The sequence below is a fragment of the Streptomyces sp. NPDC100445 genome (genome assembly GCF_044759735.1).
Lineage (GTDB): Bacteria > Actinomycetota > Actinomycetes > Streptomycetales > Streptomycetaceae > Streptomyces.
Window position 1 is genome coordinate 99312 of sequence record NZ_JBIVZV010000013.1, and the last position, 24454, is coordinate 123765.

The 24454-nt window shown below is 72.6% G+C and carries 22 protein-coding genes; 7 read left to right on the plus strand and 15 right to left on the minus strand.

Annotated features, from left to right (window positions below; translation table 11 throughout):
* Nucleotides 1-19 precede the first annotated feature (19 nt).
* The 4 genes from ACIQVT_RS27760 to tsaB are packed head-to-tail and all read right to left on the minus strand — an operon-like array spanning nt 20 to nt 2547.
* The gene (locus ACIQVT_RS27760) at nt 20-277 is read right to left on the minus strand and encodes a hypothetical protein (RefSeq protein WP_403759716.1); all 258 of its coding nucleotides are present in this window, start codon (nt 275-277) and stop codon (nt 20-22) included.
* On the minus strand, nt 274-1371 hold the full coding sequence (gene tsaD, locus ACIQVT_RS27765; protein WP_403759719.1) for a tRNA (adenosine(37)-N6)-threonylcarbamoyltransferase complex transferase subunit TsaD: 1098 nt from the start codon (nt 1369-1371) through the stop codon (nt 274-276). The genes ACIQVT_RS27760 and tsaD overlap by 4 nt, the downstream gene beginning before the upstream one ends.
* A complete protein-coding gene (gene rimI / locus ACIQVT_RS27770) occupies nt 1364-1861 on the minus strand; it encodes a ribosomal protein S18-alanine N-acetyltransferase (RefSeq protein WP_403760248.1) in 498 nt (165 codons plus the stop codon). Before rimI ends, tsaD begins: the two co-directional genes overlap by 8 nt.
* Before the next feature lie 29 nt (nt 1862-1890).
* On the minus strand, nt 1891-2547 hold the full coding sequence (gene tsaB, locus ACIQVT_RS27775) for a tRNA (adenosine(37)-N6)-threonylcarbamoyltransferase complex dimerization subunit type 1 TsaB (RefSeq protein ID WP_403759722.1): 657 nt from the start codon (nt 2545-2547) through the stop codon (nt 1891-1893).
* 113 nt (nt 2548-2660) lie between these two features.
* Here tsaB and ACIQVT_RS27780 point away from each other — a divergent pair, with 113 nt between their 5' ends.
* Nucleotides 2661-3218: a hypothetical protein gene (locus ACIQVT_RS27780; RefSeq protein ID WP_403759725.1), complete on the plus strand. Its 558-nt coding sequence runs from the start codon at nt 2661-2663 to the stop codon at nt 3216-3218.
* Between the two features lie 64 nt (nt 3219-3282).
* Here ACIQVT_RS27780 and ACIQVT_RS27785 read toward each other — a convergent pair whose 3' ends face one another.
* From ACIQVT_RS27785 to ACIQVT_RS27815, 7 genes are all read right to left on the minus strand, one after another.
* Entirely contained in the window at nt 3283-3435 is a 153-nt protein-coding gene (locus tag ACIQVT_RS27785; RefSeq protein ID WP_403759729.1) for a hypothetical protein, read from the minus strand.
* 143 nt (nt 3436-3578) lie between these two features.
* Entirely contained in the window at nt 3579-4100 is a 522-nt protein-coding gene (tsaE, locus tag ACIQVT_RS27790) for a tRNA (adenosine(37)-N6)-threonylcarbamoyltransferase complex ATPase subunit type 1 TsaE (RefSeq protein ID WP_403759732.1), read from the minus strand.
* Complete coding sequence (locus ACIQVT_RS27795; RefSeq protein WP_403759736.1) at nt 4057-5313, minus strand: alpha/beta fold hydrolase; 1257 nt, start codon at nt 5311-5313, stop codon at nt 4057-4059. The genes tsaE and ACIQVT_RS27795 overlap by 44 nt, the downstream gene beginning before the upstream one ends.
* A 124-nt stretch (nt 5314-5437) precedes the next feature.
* A complete protein-coding gene (gene alr, locus ACIQVT_RS27800) occupies nt 5438-6607 on the minus strand; it encodes an alanine racemase (RefSeq protein ID WP_403759739.1) in 1170 nt (389 codons plus the stop codon).
* Nucleotides 6608-6655: 48 nt separating this feature from the next.
* Nucleotides 6656-7618 carry a L,D-transpeptidase gene (locus ACIQVT_RS27805; RefSeq protein WP_403759742.1) on the minus strand — a complete coding sequence of 321 codons (963 nt, stop codon included), beginning with the start codon at nt 7616-7618 and terminating at the stop codon, nt 6656-6658.
* Nucleotides 7619-8220: 602 nt separating this feature from the next.
* Nucleotides 8221-9663: an NAD(P)H-hydrate dehydratase gene (locus tag ACIQVT_RS27810; protein WP_403759745.1), complete on the minus strand. Its 1443-nt coding sequence runs from the start codon at nt 9661-9663 to the stop codon at nt 8221-8223.
* 54 nt (nt 9664-9717) lie between these two features.
* Nucleotides 9718-10089 carry a holo-ACP synthase gene (locus ACIQVT_RS27815; protein ID WP_403759748.1) on the minus strand — a complete coding sequence of 124 codons (372 nt, stop codon included), beginning with the start codon at nt 10087-10089 and terminating at the stop codon, nt 9718-9720.
* A 103-nt stretch (nt 10090-10192) separates the two neighbouring features.
* Here ACIQVT_RS27815 and ACIQVT_RS27820 point away from each other — a divergent pair, with 103 nt between their 5' ends.
* Complete coding sequence (locus ACIQVT_RS27820) at nt 10193-10975, plus strand: SDR family NAD(P)-dependent oxidoreductase (RefSeq protein WP_403759751.1); 783 nt, start codon at nt 10193-10195, stop codon at nt 10973-10975.
* 101 nt (nt 10976-11076) lie between these two features.
* On the plus strand, nt 11077-11427 hold the full coding sequence (locus tag ACIQVT_RS27825) for a hypothetical protein (protein ID WP_403759754.1): 351 nt from the start codon (nt 11077-11079) through the stop codon (nt 11425-11427).
* Between the two features lie 58 nt (nt 11428-11485).
* On the opposite strand, the gene glmS is transcribed toward ACIQVT_RS27825, so the two are convergent.
* A complete protein-coding gene (gene glmS, locus ACIQVT_RS27830; protein ID WP_403759757.1) occupies nt 11486-13333 on the minus strand; it encodes a glutamine--fructose-6-phosphate transaminase (isomerizing) in 1848 nt (615 codons plus the stop codon).
* A gap of 555 nt (nt 13334-13888) precedes the next feature.
* Here glmS and ACIQVT_RS27835 point away from each other — a divergent pair.
* The 4 genes from ACIQVT_RS27835 to ACIQVT_RS27850 all read left to right on the plus strand — a co-directional run bounded on the left by ACIQVT_RS27835 (nt 13889) and on the right by ACIQVT_RS27850 (nt 21551).
* Nucleotides 13889-18769 (plus strand): RICIN domain-containing protein, encoded by a 4881-nt coding sequence (locus tag ACIQVT_RS27835; protein WP_403759760.1) that lies wholly within the window; start codon nt 13889-13891, stop codon nt 18767-18769.
* A gap of 8 nt (nt 18770-18777) precedes the next feature.
* Nucleotides 18778-19407 carry a hypothetical protein gene (locus ACIQVT_RS27840; protein WP_403759763.1) on the plus strand — a complete coding sequence of 210 codons (630 nt, stop codon included), beginning with the start codon at nt 18778-18780 and terminating at the stop codon, nt 19405-19407.
* Between the two features lie 216 nt (nt 19408-19623).
* The gene (coaA, locus tag ACIQVT_RS27845; protein ID WP_403760251.1) at nt 19624-20592 is read left to right on the plus strand and encodes a type I pantothenate kinase; all 969 of its coding nucleotides are present in this window, start codon (nt 19624-19626) and stop codon (nt 20590-20592) included.
* A 29-nt stretch (nt 20593-20621) separates the two neighbouring features.
* Entirely contained in the window at nt 20622-21551 is a 930-nt protein-coding gene (locus ACIQVT_RS27850) for a DUF389 domain-containing protein (RefSeq protein WP_403759766.1), read from the plus strand.
* An 85-nt stretch (nt 21552-21636) separates the two neighbouring features.
* Here ACIQVT_RS27850 and glmM read toward each other — a convergent pair whose 3' ends face one another.
* From glmM to rplM, 3 genes are all read right to left on the minus strand, one after another.
* Nucleotides 21637-22995: a phosphoglucosamine mutase gene (gene glmM, locus ACIQVT_RS27855; RefSeq protein WP_403759770.1), complete on the minus strand. Its 1359-nt coding sequence runs from the start codon at nt 22993-22995 to the stop codon at nt 21637-21639.
* 218 nt (nt 22996-23213) lie between these two features.
* Complete coding sequence (gene rpsI, locus ACIQVT_RS27860; RefSeq protein WP_121787362.1) at nt 23214-23726, minus strand: 30S ribosomal protein S9; 513 nt, start codon at nt 23724-23726, stop codon at nt 23214-23216.
* A gap of 41 nt (nt 23727-23767) precedes the next feature.
* Nucleotides 23768-24211, minus strand: coding sequence for a 50S ribosomal protein L13 (gene rplM / locus ACIQVT_RS27865; protein ID WP_030345455.1), 444 nt, complete (start codon nt 24209-24211; stop codon nt 23768-23770).
* Between the last annotated feature and the right edge of the window lie 243 nt (nt 24212-24454).

The window sequence follows — 24454 nt, forward strand, 5'->3', positions numbered from 1 at the left end:
GAAGGATCAACCCGGCCGGTCAGCCGTCCGTCACCGCCTCGAACCGCCAGCGGTGCACGGCACGGGTCACCAGCTCCGCGCCCGGCTCGGGCAGCTCGGGCAGCGGGGCGTCGTACGGCGCGTCCCACCACGTGACGACCAGCACCCGGTCCTCCGGCGCGCGGAAGGTCTCGCGCCGCGCCGGCGCGGGGCTGAGCGCCTGCGCGCGCGCCCAGGCCAGCAGCTCCTCCCCGCGGCCCGCGACGGCCCGCGCCTCCCACATCAGCGCGACGGTCACGAGTACAGGTTCTCCTTGCTGACCTCGTGCACGTGGTCGTGGTCGTGGTGGTGGCCCGGGACGTGCGGGTCGGTCACCGGCAGGGAGGAGTCGGCCGACAGGTCCCAGGCGGAGGCGGCCCGGTTGCGGGCGACCATCTCGGCGCCGAGCGCGGCCACCATCGCGCCGTTGTCCGTGCACAGCTTCGGGCGGGGCACCCGCAGCCGGATGCCGGCCGCCTCGCAGCGCTCCTGGGCGAGGGCGCGCAGCCGGGAGTTGGCGGCCACCCCGCCGCCGATCATCAGGTGGTCGACGCCCTCGTCCCTGCACGCGCGGACGGCCTTGCGGGTGAGGACGTCGACGACGGCCTCCTGGAAGGAGGCGGCCACGTCCCGCACCGGCACCTCCTCGCCGGCCGCGCGCCGGGCCTCGATCCAGCGGGCCACGGCGGTCTTCAGACCGGAGAAGGAGAAGTCGTACGCCGGGTCGCGGGGGCCGGTCAGGCCGCGCGGGAAGGCGATGGCCCGCGGGTCGCCCTCCTTGGCGTACCGGTCGATGACCGGGCCGCCGGGGAAGCCCAGGTCGAGCACGCGGGCGATCTTGTCGAAGGCCTCGCCGGCCGCGTCGTCGATGGTCGCGCCCATAGGACGGACGTCGGAGGTGATGTCCGAGGACAGCAGCAGCGAGGAGTGGCCGCCGGAGACCAGCAGGGCCATCGTCGGCTCCGGCAGCGGGCCGTGCTCCAGCTGGTCCACACAGATGTGCGAGGCCAGGTGGTTGACCCCGTACAGGGGCTTGCCGAGGGCGTAGGCGTACGCCTTGGCCGCCGAGACGCCGACGAGCAGCGCGCCCGCGAGTCCGGGACCCGCGGTGACCGCGATTCCGTCCAGGTCGCGGGCGGAGACACCCGCCTCCTTCAGGGCGCGGTCGATGGTGGGGACCATCGCCTCCAGGTGCGCCCGGGACGCCACCTCCGGCACGACCCCGCCGAACCGGGCGTGCTCGTCGACGCTGGAGGCGATGGCGTCCGCCAGCAGGGTGGTGCCGCGGACGATGCCGACGCCGGTCTCGTCGCAGGAGGTCTCGATGCCGAGGACGAGTGGTTCGTCAGTCATGGATATCGGTTCCTTGTACGGGGGCGGGACCCGCGGCGGGGGTGCTGCCGGGTTCCGTGGTCAGGCGCATCACCAGGGCGTCCACGTTGCCCGGCTGGTAGTAGCCGCGCCGGAAGCCGATGGGGGCGAAGCCGAAGCGCTCGTAGAGCTTCTGGGCGCGCACGTTGTCGACCCGGCACTCGAGCATCACCTCGTGGCACTCGAACGCGGTCGCGGCCCGCAGCAGCTCGGTGAGCAGGCGGGCGCCGAGGCCGGTGCGCTGGTGGTCGCGGGCGACGGCGATGGTCTGGACGTCGGCCTGCTCGCCGGCGGCGACGAGACCGGCGTACCCGACGACACGGCCGTCGGACTCGGCCACGAGGTAGCGGCGGGTGGCCTCGGGGCCCCGGGAGTGGGAAAGCTCGGACCAGAACATGCCCCGGGACCAGGCGTCCTCGGGGAAGAGGTCCTTCTCCAGCACCAGGACCGGGTCGATGTCCCACCAGCGCATCTCGCGCAGTACGGGGGCTGCCGGCTGTGTCACTTGGGGGTGACCACCTTGTAGTTCTTGGGGACCTGGGCGTCGGGCCGGCGCAGGTACAGCGGCCGGGGCGCCTCGAGTTCCCCGCCCGCGGCCAGTCTCCCGGCGGCGAGCGAGGCGAGGGAGGCGGCGGACACGTGCTCCGGCTCCCGGGCCTCGGGGAACGTGTCGGGGTAGAGCAGGGCGCCGGCGCCGACCGCCGGGAGACCCGCGACCTGCGCGGCGATGTCGGCCGGACGGTCGACGGCCGGGCCGGTCAGCCGGGTGAGGGGGTCGGCGTAGGTGGCCCAGTAGACCTCCTTGCGCCGGGCGTCGGTCGCCACCACGAAGGGGCCCTTCTCGACGCCGGCGGCGTGGGCCAGGCCGTCGAGGGTGCACACGCCGTACACCGGGACACCGAGCGCGAGGCCGAAGGTGTCGGCGGTCATCAGGCCGACACGCAGACCGGTGTAGGGGCCGGGGCCGGTGCCGACGACGATCCCGGTGACCGCCTCCAGCTTCAGCCCGGCCCGGGTGAGCACGCGGTCGACGGCCGGCAGCAGCAGCTCTCCGTGCCGGCGCGCGTCCACATGGCTCGACGAGGCGATGACGTCGGTGCCGTCGTGCAGCGCGACGGTCACGGCGGGTGTTGCGGTATCCAGAGCGAGCAAGAGCACGCGAACAGCCTACGGCGCCCGCGCCGCCCGCATGGCCGTCCGGGGCGGACGGTCACTGACTGCTACGGTCTGTACGAAGTACGACATATCGGATGAATGAGAGGTGGGCGCACGTGGCAGGGACCAGCTCGGGAGTCGTGGCCGTCCTCACCGCCGCGGCCATCGGCACGGTCGGCTTCCTCGCCTACCGGGCCCAGGCGACCGTGCCGGCGGGCTTGGTCGCAAGCCCGGCCGCGCACGCCTCCCCCTCGGCGTCCGCGAAGGCGCCCCGGGACCGGCGCAACCCGACCGCCCTGCCGGGGAGCTCCGGCACGGGTGAACGGGTGGTGTACTCGGTGGACGACGACCGGGTCTGGCTGGTCGACGAACGCGGTCAGGTGCAGCGCACGTTCCCGGTGCACCCGGGCAACGTCGATCCGCCGCCCGGCACCTACTGGGTGACCTCCCGTTCCAACGCGGTCACCGGGACCGACGGCCGCCCCGTCGAGCACGTGGTGCGCTTCACCAGCGTGCAGGGCGTGACGATCGGCTTCAGCGCGGCGGTGGCCGACGGTGCCGCCCCGCCGGCCGACCCGGGCGTGAAGACCGGCGGCATCCGGGAGAACCGGGAGGACGGGGACGCGATGTGGCGCTTCGCGACGATCGGCGTACGGGTGGTCGTGATCCGCTGACCCCCGGCTGACGCCCCGTTCGCGGGCCCTGCCCCGGGCGCACCGGGGTCTCCCGCACGGGGAGTCAGGCCGCCCGCGGGTGGTCCTGCCGGGCGGGCGCGGGCCGCGGCTCGCGGCGGGGCTCCGGGGGGCGCGGCGGGCGCGAGACGGCCTCCGCGGCGGCGCACGACGCCAGCAGGTCGCGCATGGAGACCTCGGCGGGCCGGGCTGCGGGCACGGACGCCTCCTGGGGTGCGGGGGGCGGGCGTGGTTAGGCGACCCTAACCACGAGCTGGGTACCATGTGACCACGCCCGGGACGTCCCGCGCAATACGGTGCCGACAGCTTGTCGGGAAGCCGTCGGCGCGGGACGGGAAGCCGTCAGCCGGACAGCGCGTCCAGGTCCGCTTCGGACCACCGCTCCCCCAGCCCCGCCAGGGTCACGTGGCGCACCTCGTCGGTGGTGTCCCCGACGGCACGGTGGATGACGACGTGCAGCCGGTCCTCGGTCAGCTCCTCGACCTTGCCCTCGCCCCACTCCACGACGATCACCGAATCGGACAGGGAGACGTCGAGGTCCAGGTCCTCCATCTCGTCCAGGCCGCCGGAGAGCCGGTAGGCGTCGACGTGGACCAGGGGCGGGCCGTCGCCGAGGGAGGGGTGCACCCGGGCGATGACGAAGGTCGGCGAGGTGACCGCGCCGCGCACGCCCAGGCCCTCGCCGAGCCCGCGGGTCAGCGTGGTCTTGCCCGCGCCCAGTTCCCCGGTGAGCATCACCAGGTCCCCCGCGCGCAGCAGCGCGGCGAGCCGGCGGCCCAGCTCCCGCATCTGCTCGGGCGAGGTCACCGTCAGCCGGGTCTCAGCGCGGGGGTGCGGTACTGCGGGTGCTGCTGGTCGTTCCATAGCCACTTACGGTAGCCCCTGCCGGCACCGCGCCCGCGCGGGTGAGCAGGTCGGCGAGGCGGTCGGTGACCACTTCCGGATGCTCCAGCATCACCAGGTGCCCGGCGTCCGGCACGAGCACCAGCTCGGCGTCCGGGAGCAGGTCCGCGATGGCCTCGCTGTGCTCGCTCGGCGTGACCAGGTCCCGCACCCCGGCCAGCACCAGCACGGGCATCTCCCGGAAGCAGGCGAGGGCCCCGGTCTTGTCGTGGTCGGTGAAGGCCGGGTAGAACTCGGCGACCACGTCGATCGGCGTCGACTCGATCATCCGCTCGGCGAACCGCTCCACCGCCGGGTCGACGTCCCGGCCCGCGAACGAGTACCGCTTGATGATCCCGGCGAACAGGTCGGCGGTGGCCCGGCGCCCCTTCTCCACCAGCTCCGCCTGCTGCCCCAGCGCCCTGAGCACCCCGGGCAGGATGCGCCGCACCGCGTTGACGCCGGCCACCGGGAGCCCGAAGTTCACCTCGCCCAGCCGTCCGGACGACGTCCCCACGAAGACGCCCGCGACGACCCGCTCCCGGATCAGCTCGGGGTACTGCGCGGCCAGGGCCATCATCGTCATGCCGCCCATGGAGTGGCCGACCAGCACCACCGGCCCCTGCGGCACGGCGGCGTCCAGCACGGCCTTCAGGTCACGGCCCAGCTGGTCGATGGTCAGCGGCTCCCGGTCCCGGGTCTGCGCGACGCCCCGCCCGGACCGCCCGTGGCTGCGCTGGTCCCAGTGCACGGTGCGCACCACCCCGCGCAGGGCGGCCCGCTGGAAGTGCCAGGAGTCCTGGTTGAGGCAGTAGCCGTGGCAGAAGACGACGGTCACCGGGGCGGGCGCCTTGCGGCCGAAGAGCCGGCGCCGGCGCGGGGAGACGTCCGGGCCGGTGTCGGGCACGACGTCGTCGACCTCGTAGTACAGCTCGGTGCCGTCGTCGGCGTACGCCTTGCCGGGGGTGCCGCGCAGGGTGCCGTACGGTCCCGTGGAGTCCAGCGCCAGCCGGGCCCGGCGGCGCATCCCGCGGCCCACCGTCATCCGCTCGATGGCGACACCGGCCGCCGCGCCCGCGGCGAGGACGCCTATCGCGGTGCCGGCGACGCCGGTCGCCCGGCGCCAGCTCCCGGCCGAGGCGGCGGCCGCGGAGGCGACGACGTCGGCCACGACCTCCGCGCTGCTCTCGCTCACGTACCGCTCCTCTTCGCCGTACGACGGTTCGCTGGTGGGGTGGGACGGACGGTGCCCGGCCCCCGCGGGGGCCCGTTGTCAGGGACGCCGCCACGGACCGTCCGGGTTGCCGCTGCGCGACGGGTTATCCGGGCTGCCGGCCGTCCACATGGACGCGGGGAACGCGCGTCCCGACGCGCGTGACGATCTCGTACGCGATGGTGCCGCAGGCCTGCGCCCAGTCCTCGGCGGTCGGCTCGCCCCGGTCGCCGGGCCCGAACAGCAGCGCCTGCGCCCCCACGGGCGGCTCGTCACCGCCGAGGTCCACCACGAACTGGTCCATGGCGACCCGCCCGGCGACCGTCCGCCACTTGCCGTCGACCAGCACCGGGCCGGTGCCGGAGGCGTGCCGCGGGATGCCGTCCGCGTAGCCGACCGGGACCAGGCCGAGCGTCGTCGGGCCCGGGGTGACGTAGTGGTGGCCGTAGCTGACGCCGTGCCCGCCGGGAACCCGCTTGACCAGGGCCAGCGACGCGCTGAGGGTCATCACCGGGCGCAGCCCGAGGTCGGCGGGGGTGCCCAGTTCGGGGCTGGGCGAGATGCCGTACAGGGCGATGCCCGTGCGGACCAGGTCGAAGTGGGACTCGGGCAGGGTGAGGGTGGCCGGCGAGTTGGCGATGTGCCGCACCTCGGGCCGTACGCCCCGCTCCTCGGCGTACGCCATCATCTCCCGGAACAGGCCGAGTTGCGCGGCGATGGACGGGTGGCCGGGTTCGTCGGCGCACGCCAGGTGCGACCACAGGCCGGTGACGCGGACCAGGCCCTCGGCCTCGGCGCGCAGGGCCTCGGTGACCAGGTCCGCCCAGTCCTCGCCGGGCTGGCAGCCGTTGCGGCCCAGCCCGGTGTCGGCCTTGAGCTGCACCCGCGCGGGCCGGCCGGCCTCCCGGGCGGCGGCGGTGACCTCCCGCAGGGCCCACAGGCCGCTCAGCGACACGTCGATGTCCGCCTCGATCGCCTGCCGCCAGGGGCCGCCCGGCACCCACAGCCAGCACAGCACGCGGCCCGGCAGCCCGGCCGCGCGCAGCGCGAGAGCCTCCTCGGCGGTGGCCGTGCCGAGCCAGGACGCGCCCGCCTCCAGGGCGGCGCGGGCACAGGGCACCGCCCCGTGCCCGTACCCGTCGGACTTGACGACCGCCATCACGGCGGCGCGACCCGCGCGGGCGCGCAGGGTCCGCACGTTGGCGCGCAGGGCGCCCAGGTCGATCTCGGCGCGGGCCCGCAGCGGGGCGGTCGGCGCGGCTGAAGTCTCACTCATGGCGCCCCCAGTGTCTCAGAGGGGGCCGTACGGGCTCCGGGCGCCGTGTCAGGTACCCGGCCTGCGGCCCCACACGTAGACGTGGTCGCCCTTCTTCAGCACGCCCCACAGCGTGCGCGCGTCGGCGAGCCTCAGGTTCACGCAGCCCATGGAGCCGGCTGTGGTGCGGATGCTGCCGTAGACGGCGTGGAAGGCCTGGCCGCCGTCGAAGAACTGCGCGTACGGCATGGGTTGGCCGTACAGGGTCGACACATGGTTCTTGTGCCGCCAGTACACGGTGTGCCAGCCCTTGCGGGTGAGATGCCCCTTGCCGCCGCTGCGCATCGGCACCGGCCCGAACACCACCTTCGAGTTCTTCTGCACCCAGGTGAGCTGCCGGTCCAGATCGACACAGGCGACCCGGTAGGACCGCACCGGGCACTTCCCGGCGGCGTTCGGGTTCCGCCCCGCCGACACCAGCATCATCGTCGACCAGGTGACGGGCCCGGCGAAACCGCTTGCCGGCTCGATGCGGTACGCGATCTGGAACGCGCGGATCGTCCGGCAGTCGGAGGCGGACTGCCTGCCGTCCACCTTCAGCTTCAGCCACCGTTCGACCTGGCGCTGGTACGGGCCGGTCCGCTTGGTGCACGCCGCCTTGGTGACCGCGTCCCCCAGCGGCACGTACTCGATGAGGTCGTACGTCCCCGGTGCCGCGTCCCTCGGTTCCACGGCGTCCTCCGCCGCGCCGGGCGTGTACACCTTCGGCGGCAGGGCCTGGTCGGGCGTGTCGATCTGCCAGGGCTGCGCGGGGCCCGGCGGGACGCCGGGGACGAGGTCGTCGAGGGGGACGGGGTCGGAGGCGGGGTCGGGGGTGGACCGGGAGGCGGGCCGGGGGGCGGGGGCGGGCGGGGTCAGCACGGTGGGGGTCGCCGCGGCCAGGGCGGTGCCGGCGCCGCCGGACACCGGGAGTGCCGTGCCGGCGGCGAGCAGGGCCGCGAGGCCCCGGTACACGAATCGTCCGCTGATCATGCAATCAGCCAAACGTGCGGAGGGGTGGGGGCGGGGGCGGCGCGCGGAGGGGGTCACCCGAGGAGCGGACGGCTGTGCGCCGGGCTGCGGGAGGGGTGCGCTGTCGGGTGTGGGTGCGGGTGCGTCGGGGCTGAGCGCGCAGTTCCCCGCGCCCCTGGGGGGTTGGGGTGGGCCTGGGGAAGCGGGGGGCCTGCGTCGGGGCGCGGGATGGGTGCGCTCTCGGGTGCCGGTGCGTCGGGGTTGCTCGCGCAGTTCCCCGCGCCCCTGGGGGGTTGGGGTGGGCCTGGGGATACGGGGGGCCTGCGTCGGGGCGCGGGATGGGTGCGCTCTCGGGTGCCGGTGCGTCGGGGTTGCTCGCGCAGTTCCCCGCGCCCCTGAGGGGTTGGGGTGGGCCTGGGGATGCGGGGGGCCTGCGCCGGGGCGCGGGAGGGGTGCGCTCTCGGGTGCGGGCGCGTCGGGGCGCGGGAGGGGTGCGCTCTCGGGTGCGGGCGCGTCGGGGTTGCTCGCGCAGTTCCCCGCGCCCCTGGGGGGTTGGGGTAGGCCTGGGGATACAGGGGGGCCTGCGCCGGGGCGTGGGGGTGCGCGGTCAGGGGCCGGTGGGGTCAGGCTCGGGTGTTTCGCCAGGCCTCGGGGATGTGGGACGCGATGTCGTGGGCCGCCGCCGGGGCGCCCTGCGGGTGGGGACCGCCGGCGGCCAGGCGGCCGGCCAGACCGTGGAGGTACGCGCCCGCGCTCGCCGCGTCCAGCGCTGACAGCCCCGCCGCCAGCAGCGACCCGGCCAGCCCGGACAGCACGTCCCCGCTGCCCGCGGTGGCCAGCCACGGCGTCCCGGTGGCGTTCACCCGCACCGCCCCGCCACCCGGGCCGGCGACCAGCGTCGTCGACCCCTTCAGCAGCACGGTCGCCCGGTACCGCGCCGCCAGCTCCCGCACCGCGGCCAGCCGGGCGGCCTCGACCTCCTCGCGGCGCACCCCCAGCAGCGCGGCGGCCTCGCCGGCGTGCGGGGTCATCAGCGTCGGCGCCGTACGCCCCCGTACCGCGTCGCGCCCGGCCAGCCGCAGCCCGTCCGCGTCGAGCAGCACCGGTACGTCCGCCTCCAGCACCTGCGCCACGGTCGCCGCGTCGTCGCCGGCGCCCGGCCCGACCACCCAGGCCTGCACCCGCCCGGCGTCGGCGGGACCCGTGTCGGAGACCAGGGTCTCCGGGAAGCGCGCGAGGACCGCGTTCCCGGCCGGGCCGACGTACCGTACGGCCCCCGCACCACCCCGCAGCGCGCCGGACACCGCCAGCACGGCGGCCCCCGGATAGCGCGCCGAGCCCGCGGCGATACCGACGACCCCGCGCCGGTACTTGTCGCTCTCCGCCGCCGGTTCCGGCAGCAGCCGGGCCACGTCGGCGTGCTGGAGGGCCTCCAGTTCGGGTACGGCGGGCGGCTCCAGCCCGATGTCGACGAGCCGCACCACACCGGCGTACTCCCGCGCGGGATCCACCAGCAGCCCCGGCTTGTACGTGCCGAAGGTGACGGTCAGGTCGGCCCGGAGCGCGGCCCCCCGCACCTCCCCGGTGTCCGCGTCGACCCCGCTGGGCAGGTCCACGGCGACGACGGCGGCCCGGGACCGCGCGACCGCCGCGGCGAGCCGCTCGGCGTCGGGCCGCAGTCCGCCCTTGCCGCCGATGCCGACGATGCCGTCCACGACGAGGTCGGCCCGCGCGATCAGTTCCTCGGCGCCGGTGTCGGCGACCGCGCCGCCCGCCCGCCGCAGGGCGGCGAGCCCCTCCCGGTGGACCCGTCCGGGCGACAGCGGTACGGCCGTGACGCCGGCCCCGCGCCGGGCCAGCCGGGCCCCCGCGTACAGGGCGTCCCCGCCGTTGTCCCCGCTCCCGACCAGCAGCACCACCCGGCTGCCGTACACCCGCCCCAGCAACCCGGCGCAGGCGGCGGCCAGTCCGGCGGCGGCCCGCTGCATCAGCGTCCCCTCCGGCAGCCGCGCCAGCAGCGCCCGTTCGGCCGCCCTTACCGTCTCCACGCTGTACGCAGTACGCATGGCACCGAGTCTGCCCCGGAATCCCCGCGGCCCACACCCGGGCCGCCGCGCCGGTCAGCCCTCGGCGACCACCACGGCGGAGGCGACGCCGGCGTCGTGACTGAGCGACACGTGCCACGCCCGTACGCCCAGCTCGGCGGCGCGCGCGGCCACGGTGCCCCGCACCCGGAGCCGGGGCTGTCCGCTGTCCTCCACGAACACCTCGGCGTCCGTCCAGTGCAGGCCGGGCGGCGCACCCAACGCCTTCGCCAGCGCCTCCTTGGCGGCGAACCGCGCCGCGAGCGAGGCGATCCCCCGCCGTTCCCCGCTGGGCAGCAGCAGCTCACGCTCCACGAACAGCCGGTCGGCCAGCGCGGGCGTGCGCTCCAGGGACGCCCGGAACCGGTCGATCTCGGCGACGTCGATGCCCACCCCGATGATGCTCATGCCGTGCACCCTACGACCACGGTCCGGCCGGTCCCTCCACCGTGCCGGCACGGCGTGCCCGGCCGCCGCAGCACCGTCGCGGCGCTCCCCCTACGCTTCCGCCATGGCCTCCTCCCCCTCGTACCTCTCCGACCTGTTCTCCCTCGACGGCCTGACCGCCCTGGTCACCGGCGGCAGTTCCGGTATCGGCCGGGCCGTGGCCGGTGCGCTGGCGCGGGCCGGGGCGCGGGTGGTGGTCGTGGCACGCGGGGAGGAACAGCTGACCGCGACCGTCGCCGAACTGGCCGCCGACGGCTGCCGGGCGGCCTGGGTCAGCGGCGACCTGGGGTCCCGGGCGGGCGTGCGCGCGGTCGCCGAGGAGGCCGCCGGTGTCTTCGGGGAACCCGACATCCTCGTCAACTCGGCCGGGATCAACCTGCGTCCGCCGATGGACGAGCTGGACGAGGCGGTGTGGGACGCGACGCTGGCGGTGAACCTGGAGGCCCCGTTCCTGCTGGGGCAGCGGTTCGGGCCGGGCATGGCCGGGCGGGGCTTCGGCCGGATCATCCACATCAGCTCCCAGCAGGCGCACCGGGCGTTCGTGCACAGCGGCGCGTACGGCGTCTCGAAGGGCGCGCTGGAGTCGCTGGCCCGCTCGCAGGCGGAGGCCTGGTCGCCGTACGGGGTCACCTGCAACACCCTCGTGCCGGGCTTCGTGATGACCCCGCTCAACGCCCGGCTGTCGTCCGACCCGGCGAAGGTGTCGGCACTGGCCGCGCGCACCCTGACCGGCCGCAACGGCCGCGCCGAGGACTTCGAGGGCGCCGCCGTGTTCCTCGCGAGCCGCGCCTCCGGTTACGTCACGGGTCAGTCGGTCCACGTGGACGGCGGCTTCTCGGTGCACTGACAACCCGTGATCATGACGAGGGTGCGCAGGCCTTAATCTTCGTGGTGTCCGGCGATCCGTGTCCGCACGGACGCCATCGCACACAACGGGAGGAATCCGCCTTGAAGTTGAAGTCTCTGGGCACCGCGCTCACCACCGTCGCCCTGATCGGCACGGCCCTCACCGGCGCCGTCGCCACCGCCGGCACCGCCTCCGCGGCCACGCTGCCGAGGGACTGCAGCAAGGCGATCGTCAACGTCAAGGCCAAGGAGACCGTCAACGTCCGCACCTCGCCCAAGACGACGGCCACGGCCGTCGGCATCTGGGGCAAGGGCAAGAAGGGCGGGGTCTGCAACGACGGCAAGGCCTACAAGGGCGGTTCGTACACGGCCTGCGGCAAGAAGAGCAACCTGTGGTACTACGGCGGCGACAAGAAGAACGGCTGGGTCCCGAAGACCTGCATCAACTGGTAACAGCGCCGGTCGGCGGAAGAAGGGGCGAACGGCGGCCGGCCGTCCGCCCCTTGCCCGCTCACTCCACCGTCACGGACTTCGCCAGGTTGCGGGGCTGGTCCACCTCGTTGCCCCGGGCCGTCGCCAGCTCGCACGCGAAGACCTGGAGCGGGACCGTGGCCACCAGCGGCTGGAGCAGCGTCGGCGTGGCCGGGATGCGGATGAGGTGGTCGGCGTACGGGACGACCGTCTCGTCCCCCTCCTCCGCGATGACGATCGTCCGCGCTCCGCGCGCCCGGATCTCCTGGATGTTCGACACGATCTTGTCGTGCAGGACGGACCGGCCGCGCGGCGACGGTACGACCACCACCACCGGCAGATCCTCCTCGATCAGCGCGATCGGGCCGTGCTTCAGCTCGCCCGCCGCGAAGCCCTCGGCGTGCATGTAGGCGAGTTCCTTCAGCTTCAACGCGCCCTCCAGCGCCACCGGGTAGCCCACGTGCCGGCCGAGGAAGAGCACGGTGTCCTTGGCGGCGAGCGTGCGGGCCAGTGCGCGCACCGGCTCCATGGTCTCCAGGACCCGCTCGACCTCCACCGAGATCCGGGACAGCTCCCTGACCACGTCCCGGATCTCGTCGCCCCACTTGGTGCCGCGGACCTGGCCCAGGTACAGGGCGACCAGGTAGCAGGCGACCAACTGGGTCAGGAACGCCTTCGTCGAGGCGACGGCGACCTCGGGGCCCGCGTGCGTGTACAGCACCGCGTCCGACTCACGGGGGATCGTGGAGCCGTTGGTGTTGCAGATCGCCAGGACCTTGGAGCCCTGCTCACGGGCGTGCCGCAGCGCCATGAGGGTGTCCATGGTCTCGCCGGACTGGGAGATGGCGATCACCAGCGAGCGCCCGTCGAGGATCGGGTCCCGGTAGCGGAACTCGCTGGCCAGCTCCACCTCGCAGGGGATCCGCGTCCAGTGCTCGATGGCGTACTTGGCGATCAGGCCGGCGTGGAAGGCCGTACCGCAGGCCACGATCACGACCTTGTCGATCTTCCGCAGCTCGGAGGGGCTGATCCGCACCTCGTCCAGGGTGAGCGAGCCGGCGGGGTCGATCCGTCCGAGGAGGGTGTCGGCGACCGCCTTGGGCTGCTCGGCGATCTCCTTGAGCATGAAGTAGTCGTAGCCGCCCTTCTCGGCGGCGGAGGCGTCCCAGTCCACGTGGTAGGAGCGGACGTCGGCGGGGCGGCCGTCGAAGCCGGTCACCGTGACACCGTCGCGGCGCAGCTCCACCACCTGGTCCTGACCCAGCTCGATCGCGGAGCGCGTGTGGGCGATGAACGCGGCGACGTCGGAGGCGAGGAACGCCTCGCCCTCCCCCACGCCCACCACGAGCGGGGAGTTGCGGCGCGCGCCGACGACCACGTCCGGCTCGTCGGCGTGCACCGCGACGAGCGTGAACGCGCCCTCCAGCCGACGGCACACCAGCCGCATCGCCTCGGCCAGGTCGGCCGCCGCCGAGAACTCCTCGGCGAGCAGGTGGGCGACCACCTCGGTGTCCGTCTCGGAGGTCAGCTCGTGCCCCCGCCCGGCCAGTTCCGTCCGCAGCGCGGCGAAGTTCTCGATGATGCCGTTGTGGACGACGGCGACCCGGCCCGCGTTGTCCAGGTGGGGGTGGGCGTTGGCGTCCGTGGGGCCGCCGTGCGTGGCCCAGCGCGTATGCCCGATACCGGTCGAGCCCGCCGGCAGCGGCCGGTCGACCAACTCCTTCTCCAGGTTGACCAGTTTCCCGGCCCGCTTGGCGGCGGCCAGTCCCCCGTCGGCCGGCACGGCGACACCCGCCGAGTCGTACCCCCGGTACTCCAGCCTCTTCAGCCCGGCCATCACGACGTCGAGCGCCGACTGCGACCCTACGTATCCCACGATTCCGCACATGGGCGGCAGCCTACGGGCGGACGACGGCCCGAATCCGTCACCGCGTGCCCGAAATCGGAAATCCCCAGCCGAAACACCGCCCCGACGAGGCTCAGAAAGAACCTCCCGATGGGCGAAGATCAGCCATCTCCTGACGACCGAACCAGACGAAATGCACCCTCGCGCGCACAGGAACTTCACAGGAAGCGCACGAACCAGGCGGCTCGATGAGCCGTGGGAGGCGGCCCGGCGCGACGACCCGTTCCGGCCAGCACCCGCCTCACCCGGGGTAACTCCGTGTACGGCGGTACTTGCCTGTGCCTAGGGTGGCGCGCGTGACGGGTACCTGACCATCCCGTCACCTCGCATGACATTCCAGCGACCGGGGGAACACCGTCGCCTACGGGGAGAGGTGCATGGTCATGCCATCGGCCCAACCGTCCGAACGCGCCGATCCAACCGTCGGCACGCCTGCCCGAGCCCTCTGAGGACGACAGCGGTTCATCGTTCAACGCCCTCCGGCTCTCCCGACGACCCGTCCCGCCACGCACCCCTGTACGAGAAAGGAATGCCTCGTTGCGTTCCAGACCATGGTTCCGGCTGCCCGGAACCCGAAGATCAGCCGTGCTCACCTTCGCCGTGACATCGGTGGCCACGCTGGCGGTGCTTGCCGGCCTTGCCGTCCAGCCAGGTGCGGTCCGCCTCGAAACCGAGGGCGTGAGCGACTCGGACCCCTGGTTCGAGGACACCGCCGCCGAGCAGTTGCGCCAGGACCAGTGCCTGATGAGCGAGGTACTGCGGCTGGGTGGGCCGTCGATGGCCGCGACAGCCCAGGACGGCCTGAACCAGCCCGCCGACAAGTTGCATGTCCTGGCCGATAGAAAGTTCTGGGAGAAGACTCCCCTGTCGGGGGCGTTCGACAAGGACCGCGATGCGGCGCAGCAGGAGATGAATGCCCTCTATGACCAGTTGGATACATGGCAGAAGCCTCTTGATGGGCTGGTGACGCCGGTGGGTTTCTCCGAGACCGGTTTCCACTGGCCGCCCGGTGTGGCTAATGACGGCAGGCAGACGTTCTACGACCAGGTAGGTCTGACGTCGTGGGTCGGGGACCGGTTCTGGAAGAGTGAGGACGACTTCTACGAGGACTCCACGCCGAAGGCCGACGAGAAGACCGTCAAAGCCGTCGACGACATCGGCGGCCCGCTGTACGGGAAGGACCCGGACCCGGCGGGAACCACGTGGGAGGAGCGGCAGCGGGCGCTGAACGAACACAACGCCTTCAGATGGATGCACGACACCATCACCCCGGCCAGTGCCGATGACGCGCGTATCTTCCTGTCGTCGGGCGGCTTCCCGCGTACGGCTCCGCAGCCGGGCACCCCGGAGTACCGTGTCGCGGTCGAGGACACGAAGACACGGTTCGCCACCTGCGCCTGGCGTGACCCGCTCGACCCGGACCGGGTCCTGGACGACATCACGTCCACCGCCGCCGGTGAGTGGCAGCAGGAGATCTCTTCCCAGGCCACGCAACGCAACCAGGTCATGGAGGCGAACAAGTCGGCGGTCGGCGCCCTGGCCAAGGGAGCGAAGGCCCTTTCCGACCTGCTGGGGCAGTCCTGGGTGGCCGACCACCTCACCAGTTGGCAGGACTACTGGTCCCCGGGCGGCCTGGGTTACATCGGTGACGCTCCGCTCGTCATCCAGGTGGCGGGCGCTACCGGCAAATGCCTCGACATCCAGGGCGCCGGCACGACGAACGGCACTCCGGTGCAGATCTACACCTGCAACAACGGGGCCGCTCAGAAATGGGAGCTGTTCGGCTACTACGACGGCGGATACTCCCTGCGCAACAGCAATTCGGGCAAGTGCCTGGAGGTGCTGAACGGCAACAGTGCCGAGGGCACCAAGATCCAGATCCGGCAATGCAGCGACGCCAAGGCCCAGCAGTGGAAGTTCGACGTCCGCTCGGCGGGCGAATTGCGCAACGCGGCCACCGGCAAGTGCGTGCACCTGCCGTCGTTCGACAACAGCAAGGACGCGGTGCTGTCGACGTGCAACGGCTCCGCCGCGCAGAAGTTCCGGATCGTGCCCCAGGGGCACACCGGTGACGGCAAGCTCGGCTACCCGGACAAGACCCAGTTCACCAAGGCCAAGGCCAACCTCGCTGCTGCCCAGACCGCCGCGAAGAGCCAACTGGCCGTACTCAAGGCGCAGCTGGCCGCCGCCCAGAAGGCCGCGACCGCCTCGGACACGGCCGTGCAGGCGGCCTACGGCATCGCTGACGCGAACGGTGCGCCGCGAGGCCGGGGCCTGCTGGTCGGTCAGCAGAAGGACCAGGTCACCAAGGGCGCGGCTGCCGCGCTCGCGGCGCTGGAGAAGGCCGGTGAGACGGCTGAGGCCGCCACCCGTGCCGCCGCCGGGGACAGTGCCACCATCGCGCAGCGCGCGTTGGCGCAGGCCGCGCAGTCGAAGGCGGAGTTCCGCAAGAAGGCCGCCGAGACGGCCGAGTGGCAGGCCAAGGCCGCCGCGGACGCCGCGAAGATCCACCGTGACAACGCCAAGAAGGACAAGGAGACCGCGGAGGCCAAGCTCGCCGTCACGGTGAAGGCCGAGGGCGACGCCAAGGCGGCCGCCGCCGACGCGCACGCCAAGCGGCTCGCCGCCGAGGCCGAGGAGAAGACGGCCAAGGCCGAGAAGGAGAAGGCCGCCGTCAAGCGGGCCGAGGCCGCCGAGCACAAGAAGAACGCCGAGTCCGAGGCGACGAAGGCGAAGGACGCCAAGGACAAGGCCGAGGCCGCCGAGAAGACGGCCGACGACCGGCGCGACGACGCGGTCAGGGCCAAGGACCACGCCAAGGCCATGCGCGACGACGCCTGGGACGCCGAGCAGAAGGCGGCGGCCTCCCGCGCCAAGGCCGACGCCAAGGAGGCCTACGCCGACTCCCTCGACGCCGGGGACGCGGCCGACGCCGCACGCGCCGCCGCGAACCAGGCGGACACGGCGGCCGACGACGCCGAGACCGCGGCGGGCAGAGCCCGTTCGGAGGCCGACGCCGCGACCAAGGCGGCGGCCGACGCCGACGCCGCGGCCACCCGCGCCGAGGCGGCCGCCAAGCGGGCCCGCTCCGACGCGGACGCCGCCCAGGCCGACAAGGAGAAGGCCGACGCCGCGGTGAAGACCGCCACCAGCGCGGCGGCCGACGCCATCCAGGCGGCGAAGGACGCCGCGAGCGAGGCGCAGGCGGCGGTGAAACTCGCCGACGAGGCCGAGCAGCACGCCAAGGACGCCAAGACCCAGGCCGACGCCGCCAACGCGGAGGCCGGCAAGGCCGTGGCCGCCGCGGCGAAGGCCGCCGGGTTCGCCCACGTCACCGCGCAGGCCGCCGTCGACGCCGGTGAAGCGGCCAAGAAGGTCGCCGCCCCCGCCAACGACGCGATCCAGCTCGGTTCGCCCTACGTCGACACCGACTCCGCCGCCGGACTGGTCGTACTGACCGGACAGGCGTCGAAGACGATCGCCGAACAGCAGCGGGCCGTCGCCGACGCGCACGCCAAGAACGCCGCCGCCGAGGCGAACGCGGCGCAGAACCTCGCCGACCAGGCCAAGGGCGACGCCAAGGAGGCCTACACCCACGCGGCCAACGCCGCCAAGTACGCCGCCGACGCCCGCACCTACTCCAAGGACGCCCTCGGCTACGCCGCCGACGCCGCCAAGGCAGCCGCGGCCGCGCAGGCCTCACTGGCCCGCACGATCGACTACGACCGGCAGGCCACCGACGACGCGGCAGCGGCCGACAAGGCCGCCGGCAACGCCGAGAGCTACGCCAAGGACGCCCGCGACTCCGCCGACGCCGCCGAACTCGACGCCGAAGCAGCCCGCAGCGCGGCCGCCCAGGCCGAACAGGACGCCAAGGACGCCCGCGCCGCGGCCGACCGCGCCGACACCGCCGCCACCGAGGCCGAACAAGCCGCCAAGGACGCCGACAAGTACGCCAAGGAAGCCCAGGACGCCGCCGACAAGGCGGAACGGGCCAAGGCGAACGAGCAGGTGCAGACGGGCGCGGCTACGGGTGTCGGCGGGGTGTTCTCCGTCATCGACGACATCAAGCAGCACGGTGATCCGGAGCAGCTGCCCAACGAGTGCCACGGCCTCGACTGCAACACCCTGGTGTTCATCGCGCACTTCGACGCGGTGGTCAGCTACTACCTGTGCTTGAACCCGGACGTACCCGCCACCGAGGCAGGCTGCCCGGCCGAGGACACGGTCTTCCTGAAGACGCTGACGGTCCCGAACCTGACGAAGAAGGTCAAGGTCTCCGCGTGGGACGTGACCGTGGATGTCTGGAAGGGCATCTTCAACTCGATCAAGGGCGACTTCACCGGCTGTTACCACAAGGTCAGCGGTGACGGCGGCGGCACCCTGGGCGATTGCGCGTGGGCCGCGACGTGGCTGCCGCTCGGTGGGCCACTGGGGAAGGTCGCCGAGGCCATGCGAGGCGTGGACGCCGCCTTGCGGTCCGGTGAGGGGATCGCCGACGCCCTCAAGGCGCTGAAGGCACTGGACGTGGACGCCGAGGCGCTGGCGGACATCGAGCACACGGTGGACGTCTACGAGGAGCTGCGCACGGCGTGCCCGGTCAACAGCTTTCCCGGCACCACCGCGGTGGTCATGGCCGACGGCAGCCGTAAGCCGATACGCGACGTCCGCACCGGTGACCGGCTGCTGGCCGCCGACCCGGAAACCTGGCGCTCCCAGGGCGAACCGGTCACCCGCACCTTCCACCACACCGCCGTCGGACTGATCGACATCACATTGGATGACGGCGGACGCCTGACCAGCACAACGGGGCACCGCTTCTTCGTCACCGGCCGCGACTGGACCCTGGCCTCAGACCTGCGACTCGGTGATGCCCTGCGTACCCCGGAGGGCACCCGGCGCACGGTTGCCGGCATCCGCGTCCGGGACGGCTCGGCGCCCCGGACGGTGTACGACCTGACGGTGTCCGGTCTGCACACCTTTTACGCGGTGGCCGGCGACACCCCGGTCCTCGTGCACAACTGCAACAACCTGGTGGCCGACGCCGAGTCGTTCCGCGGCCTGGCTCACACCCTAGACGAGCACACGGCCGGTGAGGGAGCCGGCTTCGTCACCGAGGCAAGAGCCAAGGATCTCGCCGCGGACAAAGGTGTGAATGGTGTCTTCACCGACCTCGCGACCGCACAGGCGGTCGTGGACCACTGCCTCGCCACCAAGGCGGCGGAGATCCAGAGGTGGTTGCGCGGCAGCCAGCGCGAGAAACCACTGACCGGGGTCTACACCGAGAAGAGTTCCCTCGGATACGTGGCGCACAGCGACAGGAGCGTCACCCCCGCGAAGAACACCTACCGGGTCGTGCTCAAGCGCGCCAAGGGCCACAAGGCAGGCTTCTACGTGTTCACTGCCTTCCCGACGTAGGAGTCCGGATGAAACGCTTCGACGACGCCGACTTCGGTCTGACCTGGCTGACCGCCATGTTCCACGCGGACTGGACGCACAACGGGGCCACCGGCGCCGAAGCCGTTCGGTACCACCTGGACCCGGATCTCCCGCCGGCAGCGGTCCTGGCCGTGCGCCGAGACGCGCAATGCCTGCTCGACAATCTCGACACGGCGACGATCGAGACGTTGTGGCAGGCCGCGACGGCTCCCGAGGGAACGTTCCGCGACCCGCGCAGGGGTTTCACCTCGGGAGTCGCGTGGATGGCGGACATCGTCCGCGTGTGTGACGCCTGGTTGGCCGGAGGACCCGCCGCCCCTGCGCTCAGCGGCGCCGACACCGAGGACGGTGCGGACAGCCTGGACGCGGTCCTGGCCGAGATCGATCGGGCCCGCGTCCTGCCGGCGGGCGTCCGGGACGCACTCGTCCGGTGCGCCACCGGCTGCACGCCCGACCTGGCGCTGCGACTCCTGCTGAGAGCGATCTGTGAGGCCGGACACGGATCCGGGGTGAGGCTCTCCGCCGAGCAGTACGCGCGCCTACGAGGACTGGGATCGGTGATGCACTACGGAGAGTTCCTCGTACCGGAGGTGGAGCACCTGGTGACATCGGACTAGGCACATCGAGCGGTACATGAGACCGCGGGCCGTCGGACCGGCTCTCCACCACGGCGAGTTCGTCGTGGACCGTGTCCAGCGCCTGGGCGCGCGGCGCGGACGGCGTTCATCCCCGGACCGTCCCGGGGAGGAACGCCGTCGGCACGTGACATACCCCACCCCGCCGCCCCGTTCGTACTCCGTTAACAATGGACTGTGATCTCACCGGTCTCCCCGATGCCCCGGAGCGCCCACCGGCACAGGCCGGAGGCGACTCCCTACGTCGACCTCACCCGCGCCGAGTGGAGCGCGCTGCGCGACAAGACGCCGCTGCCGCTCACCGCCGAGGAGGTGGAGAAGCTGCGCGGTCTGGGGGACGTCATCGACCTGGACGAGGTGCGGGACATCTACCTCCCCCTCTCCCGGCTCCTCAACCTGTACGTCGGCGCCACGGACGGCCTGCGGGGGGCGTTGAACACGTTCCTCGGGGAGAAGGGCTCCCAGTCCGGGACGCCGTTCGTGATAGGCGTGGCCGGCTCGGTGGCCGTCGGCAAGTCCACCGTCGCCCGGCTGCTCCAGGCCCTGCTCTCCCGCTGGCCCGAGCATCCGCGCGTGGAGCTGGTGACGACCGACGGTTTCCTGCTGCCGACCCGGGAGCTGGAGGCGCGCGGCCTGATGTCGCGCAAGGGGTTCCCCGAGTCCTACGACCGCCGGGCCCTCACCCGCTTCGTCGCCGACATCAAGGCCGGCAAGGCCGAGGTGTCCGCGCCGGTGTACTCCCACCTCATCTACGACATCGTGCCGGACGAGCGGCTCACCGTCCGCCGGCCCGACATCCTGATCGTGGAGGGCCTCAACGTCCTCCAGCCGGCGCTGCCCGGCAAGGACGGCCGTACCCGGGTCGGTCTCGCCGACTACTTCGACTTCAGCGTGTACGTCGACGCGAGCGCCGAGGACATCGAGCGCTGGTACCTGAACCGCTTCCGCAAGCTGCGCCGCACGGCCTTCCAGGACCCCTCGTCGTACTTCCGCAAGTACACGCAGGTCTCCGAGGAGGAGGCCGTGGACTACGCCCGCACACTGTGGCGGACCATCAACAAGCCGAACCTGGTGGAGAACATCGCCCCGACCCGCGGCCGGGCCGGCCTCATCCTGCGCAAGGGCCCGGACCACACGGTGCAGCGCCTGCGCCTGCGCAAGCTGTGAGCGGGCCCGTTGGCTGTTAGATGGGGCGCATGCTGCATCTGCGTCTGATCACCCCCACGGAACGCACCGACGAGGTGGTCCGTCTGATCGAGGGAACCGTCGGCACCGCCCACCTGGTGGTGCTGCCGGGCGCCGCCCGCGACCCCGCCGGGGACGTCGTCCTGTGCGACGTGGCCCGTGAGGCGGGCGACGGGCTGATCGCCGGGCTGCGCCGGCTGGGCCTGGACGACACCGGTTCGATCGCCGTGGGGAACATCGACCTCTCCCTGTCCCGCCGGGCCGACGAGGCCGAGGAGGCGGCGCCGGGCGAGGGCGCGGACGCGGTGCTGTGGGAGGGCCTGACCGAGGCGACCCACGAGGAGTCGACGCTGTCGTTCACCTATGTCGCGTTCATCACACTGGCCACGATGATCGCGGCCTGCGGTGTGGTGCTGGACAACGCCATCCTGATCGTGGGCGCGATGGCGGTGGGGCCGGAGTTCGGGCCGCTGGCGGGGATCTGCACGGCCCTGGTCCGGCGGCGCCCGCGGCTGGCGTGGCGGTCGGTGATCGCGCTGGTGGTCGGGTTCGCGGCGGCCATGACGCTGACGAGCGCGTTCAGCCTGTTCATGGACGCGGTGGGCCTGTTCCACAAGTCCCAGCTGGAGGCCGGCCGGCCCAACACCGGCTTCATCTACGCCCCGGACTGGTTCTCGTTCGTCGTGGCGGTGCTCGCCGGGATCGCCGGCACGCTGTCGCTGACGTCCGCGAAGTCGGGCGCCCTGGTGGGGGTCGCCATCTCGGTGACGACCGTGCCCGCCGCCGCGAACGCGGCCGTCGCGCTGGTCTACACCGACACCCACCAGGCGGTTCGTTCCTCGGAGCAACTGGCGCTGAACCTGATCGGCATCGTCCTCGCCGGGACGCTCACCCTGCTCGCCCAGAAGTTCTTCTGGCGCCGGCGGGGCCAGCCGGCCTGAGGGACGCCCCGAGGGAACCGCCCGCGGCCGGCCGCGATCAGCGCGCGGGCGGCCGCCGGACGGTCCCCGGCGACCCCGCCCGGTGTCAGCCCAGCGCCGACTTCACCGCGTCGGCGAGCCGCCCGGCGACCGCCCGGGCCTGGTCGATGTCCGCGGCCTCGACCATCACCCGGACCAGCGGTTCGGTGCCGGAGGGACGCAGCAGGACCCGCCCGGTCTCCCCCAGCTCCCGCTCGGCCTCGGCGACGGCCGCGGCGAGGTCCGCGGACGTGCCCACCCGCGACCGGTCCACGTCGGGCACGTTGACCAGTACCTGCGGCAGGCGTTCCATCACGGACGCCAGCTCGCGCAGCGTGCGGCCGCTCTCCGCGACCCGCGCCGCCAGCAGCAGGCCGGTCAGGGTGCCGTCGCCGGTGGTGGCGTGGTCGAGGATGATCACGTGTCCGGACTGCTCGCCGCCGAGTGCGTACCCGTGCTGCTTGAGCTCCTCGAGCACGTACCGGTCGCCGACGCCGGTCTGCACGAGGCGGATGCCCGCCCGCTCCATGGCCAGCTTGAAGCCGAGGTTGGACATCACGGTGGCGACGACGGTGTCGGCGCGCAGCGCGGAGTGCTCCCGCATCGCCAGCGCCAGGACGGCGAGAATCTGGTCGCCGTCGACCTCGGCGCCGGTGTGGTCCACGGCCAGGCAGCGGTCGGCGTCGCCGTCGTGCGCGATGCCGAGGTGCGCGCCGTGCTCGACGACCGCGGCCTTGAGCTGGTCCAGGTGGGTGGAGCCGCAGCCGTCGTTGATGTTGAGGCCGTCCGGCTCGGCGCCGAGGGTGACGACCTCGGCACCGGCCCGGGCGAACGCTTCCGGCGAGACCCCCGAGGCCGCGCCGTGCGCTTCGTCCAGGACGATCTTCAGTCCGTCGAGCCGGTTGGGCAGGACCGACAGCAGGTGGGCGATGTACTGCTCGGCACCCTCCTCGTAGGACCGCACGCGGCCCACCCCGGCGCCGGTCGGCCGCTGCCAGGGCTCCCCGTGCCGGTGCGACTCGTAGACCGACTCGATCCGGTCCTCCAGCTCGTCGGCGAGTTTGTGGCCGCCGCGGGCGAAGAACTTGATGCCGTTGTCCGGCATGGCGTTGTGGCTGGCGGAGAGCATCACGCCGAGGTCGGCGCCGAGCGCGCCGGTGAGGTGCGCCACCGCGGGGGTCGGCAGGACCCCGACCCGCAGGACGTCCACGCCGGCGCTGGCCAGTCCGGCCACCACCGCCGCCTCCAGGAACTCCCCGGACGCGCGCGGGTCCCGTCCGACCACAGCCGTCGGCTTGTGGCCCTCGAAGGTGCCCGCCTCGGCCAGTACGTGCGCCGCGGCGACCGAGAGGGCGAGCGCCATCTCGGCCGTCAGATCCGCGTTGGCGACACCGCGCACGCCGTCCGTGCCGAAGAGTCGTCCCACTTGTCCTCCTGAGGAAACGTCATTGTCGGAAGCGAAAGGGGTGCCGCGTGGGGGGCAGACGCCTCGGCATCCGATCACACAAGCCTCTGAGCGTCTTGTGTCGTTATACGCCCTTGGCCGGGATAAACGAACGCCCCGGGGGCACATATGGCGTGCCGCCGGGGCGTTCGGAGTACGCGGAGCCGAAGCCCGTACCACGTACGAGCAGGCAGCGAAGCTTAGCGCTTGCTGTACTGCGGAGCCTTGCGGGCCTTCTTCAGACCGGCCTTCTTGCGCTCGACCGCACGGTCGTCACGCGTCAGGAAGCCGGCCTTCTTCAGCGGGCCGCGGTTGTTGTCGACGTCGGCCTCGTTCAGCGCGCGGGCGACACCGAGACGGAGCGCACCGGCCTGACCGGAGACACCGCCACCCGCGATGCGGGCGACGACGTCGTAACGACCTTCCAGCTCGAGCACCTTGAAGGGCTCGTTGACTTCCTGCTGGTGCACCTTGTTCGGGAAGTAGTCCTCGAGGGTGCGGCCGTTGATCTTCCACTTGCCGGTGCCCGGGACGATCCGGACGCGGGCGATGGCGTTCTTGCGGCGACCCAGGCCGGCGGCCGGCTGGGGCTCGCCGAAGCGGGAGGCCATGGACTCCGAGGTGTACTCACCCTCGACGGGGACCTCGGACTCGGTGGTGTAGCTGTCGATGTCAAGCTCTTCGAGCGGCTGCTCGGCAGTGGTCTCGGCCACGATTCTCCTCAGATTCTCTTCGGTCTTGGGGGTGGCCGGACTTACTGCGCGACCTGGGTGATCTCGAACGGCACCGGCTGCTGGGCAGCGTGCGGGTGCTGGTCACCCTTGTAGACCTTCAGCTTCGAGAGCATCTGACGGCCCAGCGTGTTCTTGGGGAGCATGCCCTTGACGGCCTTCTCGATGGCCTTCTCGGGGTTCTTGTCGAGCAGCTCGTCGTAGCGGACGGAGCGCAGACCACCCGGGTAGCCGGAGTGGCGGTACGCCATCTTCTGGGTCCGCTTGTTGCCGGACAGGTGCACCTTGTCGGCGTTGATGATGATGACGAAGTCACCAGCGTCGACGTGCGGCGCGTAGATCGGCTTGTGCTTGCCCCGGAGGAGGGTGGCGGCGGTCGTGGCGAGACGGCCCAGGACGACGTCCTGAGCGTCGATGACGTGCCACTGGCGCGTCACATCGCCGGGCTTGGGGCTGTACGTACGCACGGTTCGTAGCCTTCGCTTCGAGTGAATGGTCCTAAACAAGGTCACCGAAACGATCACGACAGCCCTGACCGCACAGCGGTGACGCAAACCGCGTGCTGGTCGCTGGTCATCGGCCCGGTGGACCGGTGTAAGGGCCCGTCCCGTGAGAATGAGCAAGCCAATACACAACGAAGAAGTAGGTTACCGGGCGGCCCCCGGACGGGTCAAAACGAGTCCGTCCGACACCCGGGTCGAAACCGCCCG